This window comes from Mesorhizobium sp. WSM4816, from assembly GCF_055811535.1.
This window is the reverse complement of the sequence record NZ_JBVVQR010000017.1, coordinates 119434-126388: the sequence shown is the minus strand read 5'-3', so window position 1 is coordinate 126388 and position 6955 is coordinate 119434. Positions and strand designations below refer to the sequence as shown.

Below are 6955 nucleotides of genomic sequence, written 5' to 3'. Positions count from 1 at the left end.
CACCCACCTTGGCCCACCCCGAAAAATCTCGCCCCGTCCGATCAGTGAACTGAATGATTCGTTTCAGATAAGTTATATTTTTGTCTGAACGATACGCGTTTCGCTCCGTGATTATGGACGCGATTGGCCGATAACCTGCGCCAACGCATAACCTGCGCCAACGGTTCGGCGTCAGGCAAGGATAACCCGGTCGCGTGAACTCACCGTGAACCCGACCGACCGCTCCCAAGTCACGATGAGTTCACGCGGCCTGGTCCACGTTCGAATCCGTAGCAGCAATCAGACGCGGCAGGCCAGCTTTTCAGCCGTCGTCAAACCGCGTCAGCGGCGTAGCAGGGACGACACGGGCAGGGGTCTAACGCATCATGCAGAAGAATCTACGCCAGATCAGCCTGTCCTTGCCCAGGGGTCTCACCCCAAACCGATACCGCGCGATGTCACAACATCTTGTGGACAGCCTGACCCTTGATGCGGCGCGGACAGAAGGTGTTTCGGTGCCGCAGCCGACCGGCAATCTTGTAATCTTGTCCGAACTTCAGACAGCGCCACGTGACGATACGGCAATCCTTGATGATTCCACCTGGACGCTGACTGTACCAGTACCGGCAGGAACCGATCTTCGCACAGTTTACGAAACGGTCCGCAGGCTTCCGGATGGCAAGGACGTGAGGATTGAAATCGCCGCCGGTTATGGGGCGAGCGATGACTGAAATGAGACGAAACTGAAATTGCCCCAGGAGGTACCGGATATGGCAAGACCAGGACTTTCACGCGCACAGGACCAGATCAACATCCTGCTGGGCTTTCCTTTGGAGCAACAGGTTGGCAGGGAAACTGTCGAGGCGCTGAAAAGTCCGGATCGCGCGACAAGACGCGAGGCACTGAGCCGCATCGAATCCCATGAGCCGGACTACGGCCGCCACTCAGATGACGTCGTCCGGCGAATTTGTGCACGTGTCGGCGTCCGGTCGCCTTCTATGTCGCTCGCAAGTGAAGAAAGCGGCCTTCACTATCTCTCCATCGACGACCTTGATCCCAATGTGGGCCCGCCAGAAGGCGTGCCCATCTACAACCCCTATACAGGGACGCTCTCGGTTTATCCTGAACCCGATCTGGACCCGTCCGAAGGTGCGGCGAGCATCAGAGAGGCCGTCAAGGCTGACGAGGCCGTGGAAGGTGTAGAGCCGATTGTTATTTACCGGGCGATCTCGTCGCTGGATGACAGCCGCGAGACTGTGACCGTCCCGGATATGCGCGAACTCGGCACACTCGAAGTCGACACCTGGCGGGTGAGGTCTTTGGGTGAGACAACCCCATGGGGGCTCGACCAAATCGGTGCGCGCGCGGCATGGCGCAGGGGTTTTGCCGGGCAGGGTGTCATAGTAGCTGTGGCCGATACAGGCATCGCTCCCCATGTCGACCTCGCTCCGCCCTTGCGTGGTGCCACACTTGTCCCTGGAAGCACGTCCTACAATGATGATCACGGGCACGGGACCCACGTCGCGGGGACGATCGCCGCGTTGCAGGGCAACGCCGTTGGTATCGCCGGCGTTTCTCCAGCAGCGCGGCTGATGGCGGTCAAGGTCCTCGCACGCGACGGTTATTCCCGCGGTGATTCCGTGGCGCATGGGATAACGTGGGCGGCGAATAACGGCGCGCGTATCATCAATCTCAGCCTGGGCAGCAGCCAGGCCGCGGAGGCGATGCGTCGCGCCGTCCTCTACGCCCGCTCACGCGGCGTGCTCATTTGCGCCGCAGCAGGGAACGACTACGGCGGACCTGTCTCTTACCCGGCAGCTTTCAACGATGCCTGCATTGCGGTTGCCGCTACGGATCGATCTAACCGCAGGGCTTCATTCAGCAATCGCGGCCCGCAGTTGGATCTGTCTGCACCGGGAGTTGCCATCCAGTCTACATATCTGGCGAACGCCTATCGTGAGATGAGCGGTACGAGCATGGCTGCACCTCACATCGCCGGCGTGGCCGCCATTCTGCTCAGTCGACATCCGGACCTTTCCCCCCTGGCTGTACAGCGTCATCTTGAGGTCACGGCAATGCCGCTTGGAGCGCCGGACCATTTTGGCAGGGGCCTTGTGCAGGCCGAGCGGGCTATCGCTGCCCCTCCGCGTGCTTCAGCGGCGACGAATACGAATGCAGTTCCGCTACATGCAGCTGGCACTGTTGAGGCCCCGGCCTTACCGATCGCCGCTCTAAGAAGGAACGGCGCGCGACGGCATCGTCAGAATTGAGTCCGGGGGCCGACGCTTCAACTTCATGGCAATGTTTGGTGAAGGGATGAGCCGATGCATGGCTCAAATATCATGGCGGCTATCATGCCCGGCTTGGGGGCTGCATCGATCGGCGCCGTCGTGGCTCTCATCGTGGCAGACCGGATCGTTCGCACCCGGCCCGTCGAAACACGTACACGACTTTTCTCCGCAGCCTGGGCGCTGGCGCTCATGGCCGGCATGACGGCGGAGGCGGCCTGGCTTGCCGGCCCTGGCGTGCTGCCGTGGCTGGCCGCCGGCATGGCGATGGGCGGGTTGACGCGGCTGACGGTGCTCAAGACCTGGCACCGGCTGCCGTGAAACGGAACTGAACGCGTAGCGAGGGTAAGGGCATGGACTGGAAAATCGCAGGGGCCCTGGCATTCGGCTTGATGCTGGGCTGGAACGTCTACTTCGTCAACCGCTACCGGCGCGGCGACATCAGCTTCGGCGATCTGACGACGCTGATCGGCGTCATCGGCGGCGCGGCAGTCCTGGCGCTATTTCCCAGCGACACAAGCCTGTTCGGCGCCTATGGCGTCGGCATCGGCATTGGCTTCTTCGCCTATTTCATCCTGCTAGTCGGCTTCGTGAAGATCTCGCCCAATTTCGATTCCGACTGGTTCCTCGACGGCCGGCGCAGGAACCCGCAGGAAGGTTATGGATACGGCACGGATGCGCGCCCGACGCTGGCGCCGATGTACCCCGAGCCGTCGCGCCTGCCGCAGCCCGAGGCGCCGAACGTCAACATAAACTTCCACGGCACCAATCCGGGCGAGGCCTCGGTGACGGCCCCGAGTGCGGCGGCGCCGAGCACGCTTTCGGCACCCAACCCGGATGCGACGCGGGTGCAGCGGGTCTGCGCCGAGACCTGGTCGCGATCCGGTCCCAACGGGCCGTTCAAAGAAGCAAGCCATCTCTACGTTATCGAAGTGGCGCACCGTCTGGGCATCAGCCTGTCAGGCACGTCGGACCAGATCATCAACGCCATCACGGGCGGCGCGTCCTGGACCGCGCTCGCCGACGGATCGGCGGCGCGGGATGCGGCCGCGCAGGGCAAGCTGGTCATCGCCGGCGTCAGGTCAGATGCCGGCTCGCCGCCGCGGATGGACGGGCAGCTCGCCATCGTGACCGCCGGTGCGATGAATGCCGGCGGCTGGGCACCTTCCGGCTACTGGGGCAGCACTGATCCCGAGATCGCGGAGGGTGGAGGGACTGCAGCGCCAATCAGCGACCTCTTCGCGGCGGAGCTGAAGGACAGGATCATTTACCGTTGCCGCGACATTTGAGGGCTGACACGATGTCCAGAACAAACACTCACGACCATCGGTTCTGCTCGAGCATGGAGGATGCAAGCTTCCAGCCGCCCGGCGCCAACGGCCTCAATGCGCGTGCCGCATTGCTGAATGCCGCCTTCTGGGGGCGCGGCGTCAAGCTGCGCGTCTCCTTCATGGAAGGCGCCGCCGACCTGAAGCGCCGGGTGGCGATGATCGCCAAGGCCTGGCCCGACGAGACCGGCGCGAACTTCAGCTTCGACTTCTGGATCGACAACAACCTCGATCCTGCCGCAGCCGACATCCGCATCACATTCACGCCTGGCATCGGCAGCTTTTCCAGGCTCGGCCGCTTCGCCCAGGCGGTCGACCGCACGCAGCGCACGATGAATCTCGGCTGGATGACGATGGCGCTGCCCGAACCCGCCGCGCGGGCCGTCGTCCTGCACGAATTCGGCCATGCGCTCGGCCTAGTGCACGAGCACATGAATCCGGCCAAGGCCATCCAATGGAACAAGGAACGGGTGCGGGCCGACATGCGGGCCTCGCAGGGCTGGCCCGACGAGAAGATCGACGCCAACATGTTCCATCGCTACGACAGGAGCGAGGTGTTCAACACCGACGTCGATTCCGCATCGATCATGATGTATCCGATCCCGCCCGAATGGACGAAGGACGGCTTCACGGTCGGCGAAAACACGAAGCTCAGCGCGACGGACAAGGCCTTGATCGTGAAGGCCTACGGCAAGCGCCCGGTGTTCGGCGGATAGCAGCCATGGCCGCCAGTGCGATCGTGGTGGGTATCAGCGATTACCCGAAATTCGGGGCGGATGGAAACTCGCCCAACAACCTGGTCGGCGCCAAGGAGGACGCCGAGGACGTGGCGAAATGGCTGGCCGAGAATGCCGGCGCAAAGGTGACACTGATCACATCCGATGAGTTCAACGGAAAGACCTGGACGGTCGACCAGATCCTGCCCATCCGGCCGATCGGGGCGGATCTGAATGCAGCCTTCGACCCCTTCGCGAAGTCGAATGCGCCGGGCGCGGGTGATCGGCTCTACGTCTATGTGGCTGGGCACGGCCTGGCGCCGAATCCACGCTCGCGCTGCCTGATCACGGCGGAAGCTCAGCTCCCTCTGGTGCCCAACCTGGAGGTTCCGGCCTGGATCGACTGGTTTACCACCCAGACCCGCTTCGACGAGTTGGTGTTGTGGATGGATTGCTGCGGCACGCAGGCGCTGGACTACACGCCCACCAAGCCGACGGGCCTGGCCAACGTCGCCAACCGCGCGGGGCAGCCCGCCAGGGTATTCATGGCGTTCGCCTCGGGCTTCGGGCGCGACTCCTATGAGGGGCCGATCGGACCGGGCGGCAAGATGCGCGGCCTTTTCACCGACCGCCTGCTCAAGGGCCTCGAGGGCGCGGCCGCCGACGCCGACGGCCAGGTGCGTTCCGCGTCGCTCGCCAATTTCCTGCGCAACGGCTCGCTCAACGGTGCGGGCGGCGAGGCACAGTTCGCCATGGTGCCCCACGAAGACGACATGGTTTTCGCGGTCGAACAGTCTCACCCTACCTACCGGATCCGGGTGCAGCTGGCGGACGGCACGGATGTACAACTGACCAGCCCGCCCGGGCCGCTTTCGAAACAGGCCGAGGTGCAGAACGGATGGGTCGGTTTCGCGCTCGGCGTTGGACTCTACAAGCTCGAGGGCGGTGGGCTGAAGCGTTTCTTCGAGATCGGCGCCACGACGCCGACCGATATCGAATAGGGAAGACTGCACCATGCCGCCGCTCGACATCTACACCAACAACGACACCGAAGTGTTCGTCATGAACGCCGCACTCAGCCGGGTGGCGCGATCGGTCGGAGGGTTCAGCGGCAATCTCAGCGCCGGGCTCTACAAGATCCGGGTGGTCAGGGCCGGCACGGTGCAGGAACAGCTCATCGAGCTCACAGGGAAGCCCGAGCAGCTTCATATGTTCGTCAGCCAGTTCTCCGCGATCGCGCCGATCGGACCGATGCTGGCCGATGTCGCCGCTGTCGAAAAGCTCGCGCAGAAGGCACTGGGCAAACAAACCAAACCCTGCATCCTGGTGCTTGCCCATCAGCGCGCCGAGACGGCCGATCGCGAAAAGCCGTTCGGTGGCGCGTCAATCTTCCCGTGGCGCGGAACAAGGCGCGCCGTCAGGCTGGACAGGCATTGCCGAAATGCGAGCATCGGCGACGAGCTGTGGTCGGCTGTGGCCGTCAAAGCCGATCCGGCGGACGGGCCCTTCGTGCTGGAGCTGAACCACGGCACGCAGGTTTCGCGGCAGGCCGTACTGGTGGCCGCGGGCTGGCAGACGCGCATCTTCCTGCGGGGTGGCAATGCCGACACCGCGCATGCAACAACAACCGGGGCCGCAACCTCCGGGGCTGGCGCCAAACAAGCAGACGCGGCGCCATTCGACGTTTCGATTCAGATGGCGCGACCGGGATTCAATGTCGTCTATTACGACCATTGGGAAACCGTGGAAGTGGCAAGAAGCGCGCTCGAACGGGGCAGGGCGATCTTCACCGGCAAAGCGCTGGTGCAACAGCTGCTCCACGAGAAATTCGACAATCCGATCACTGGCCTGACCGGGTTGCACCTTTTCCTGGACGCCAGGGAGCGATCGGAGGCGGGCGACGTCACATACGAGCTGGAGTCCGCTGCGAAAAAGGCACCTGGCCGAGAGGAGCAAGAAATAGCCGACGAGGTGCTGGCGAACCTGACGAAGCTGCTGCATCCGGATCGCGCTGCGGCCGCAGGGAAGCAACTGGAAGACGATGGCATTCAGCGGAACTCATCGCAATTCAAGGCGGCGCTGCAGGAGGCGCTGCTTTATCCCGACCCGGCTTGGCCGGAAGCGGCTGACCTCACGGCGCTGCGGATGCGGGCTGAGCGCTGCCGGCAACAAGTGCTCGTGCCGAGCCCGCCGATGTTCAGGGCGAGTTGGGACGTGCTGAAGGCGAATGCGGCGCACGACGGGCTGACCTGGATCAGCCGGGCGCTGTGGAGCAGCACCGGTGCGGCCGGGTCCGCCGGGCCGTATCTTGCCTGGGCGCGGGGCCGTCATTCGGTGAAGCGTACGCTACAACGAGTGCGCGACCAGATGGCCAAACAGTCATACGCGCAGGTTTTCATTCGCCAGGTGCTTGCGGAAGGGAACACAGACACTCCCGGCACCTACACGGGTCTGGAGGCAATAAAGGCCGATCCCGAGGAACATGTGGTTCTGGTTTCAGCGGTCCAGCCGCGGGCGGTGGAATCGATCTTTTCGAATACACCGGACAGCGAGATTTCGAACGAAATGGCCGCCAGTTTCGGCCTTCCGCTTTCGATCCTTCAGAAGGCGCCAAGGAACAGAACATAGGGCTGGCTGGTACAAG

7 protein-coding genes are annotated in these 6955 nt (G+C 63.4%); all 7 read left to right on the top strand.

The window, feature by feature from the left end:
• The first annotated feature begins 365 nt into the window (after positions 1-365).
• Genes AC0L3H_RS19280 through AC0L3H_RS19250 form a run of 7 tightly spaced genes read left to right on the top strand, consistent with a single transcriptional unit; the run spans position 366 to position 6939 of the window.
• Positions 366-710 carry a hypothetical protein gene (locus AC0L3H_RS19280; RefSeq protein ID WP_473586524.1) on the top strand — a complete coding sequence of 115 codons (345 nt, stop codon included), beginning with the start codon at positions 366-368 and terminating at the stop codon, positions 708-710.
• Positions 711-749: 39 nt separating this feature from the next.
• The gene (locus tag AC0L3H_RS19275; RefSeq protein WP_473586523.1) at positions 750-2249 is read left to right on the top strand and encodes a S8 family serine peptidase; all 1500 of its coding nucleotides are present in this window, start codon (positions 750-752) and stop codon (positions 2247-2249) included.
• A 54-nt stretch (positions 2250-2303) separates the two neighbouring features.
• Positions 2304-2588, top strand: a complete 285-nt coding sequence (locus AC0L3H_RS19270; protein WP_473586522.1) for a hypothetical protein — start codon at positions 2304-2306, stop codon at positions 2586-2588.
• Between the two features lie 32 nt (positions 2589-2620).
• The gene (locus AC0L3H_RS19265) at positions 2621-3556 is read left to right on the top strand and encodes a DUF2304 domain-containing protein (protein ID WP_473586521.1); all 936 of its coding nucleotides are present in this window, start codon (positions 2621-2623) and stop codon (positions 3554-3556) included.
• An 11-nt stretch (positions 3557-3567) separates the two neighbouring features.
• Positions 3568-4311: a M12 family metallopeptidase gene (locus AC0L3H_RS19260; RefSeq protein WP_473586520.1), complete on the top strand. Its 744-nt coding sequence runs from the start codon at positions 3568-3570 to the stop codon at positions 4309-4311.
• Positions 4312-4316: 5 nt separating this feature from the next.
• A complete protein-coding gene (locus AC0L3H_RS19255) occupies positions 4317-5312 on the top strand; it encodes a caspase family protein (RefSeq protein ID WP_473586519.1) in 996 nt (331 codons plus the stop codon).
• A gap of 13 nt (positions 5313-5325) precedes the next feature.
• On the top strand, positions 5326-6939 hold the full coding sequence (locus AC0L3H_RS19250) for a hypothetical protein (RefSeq protein WP_473586518.1): 1614 nt from the start codon (positions 5326-5328) through the stop codon (positions 6937-6939).
• The last annotated feature ends 16 nt before the right edge of the window (positions 6940-6955 follow it).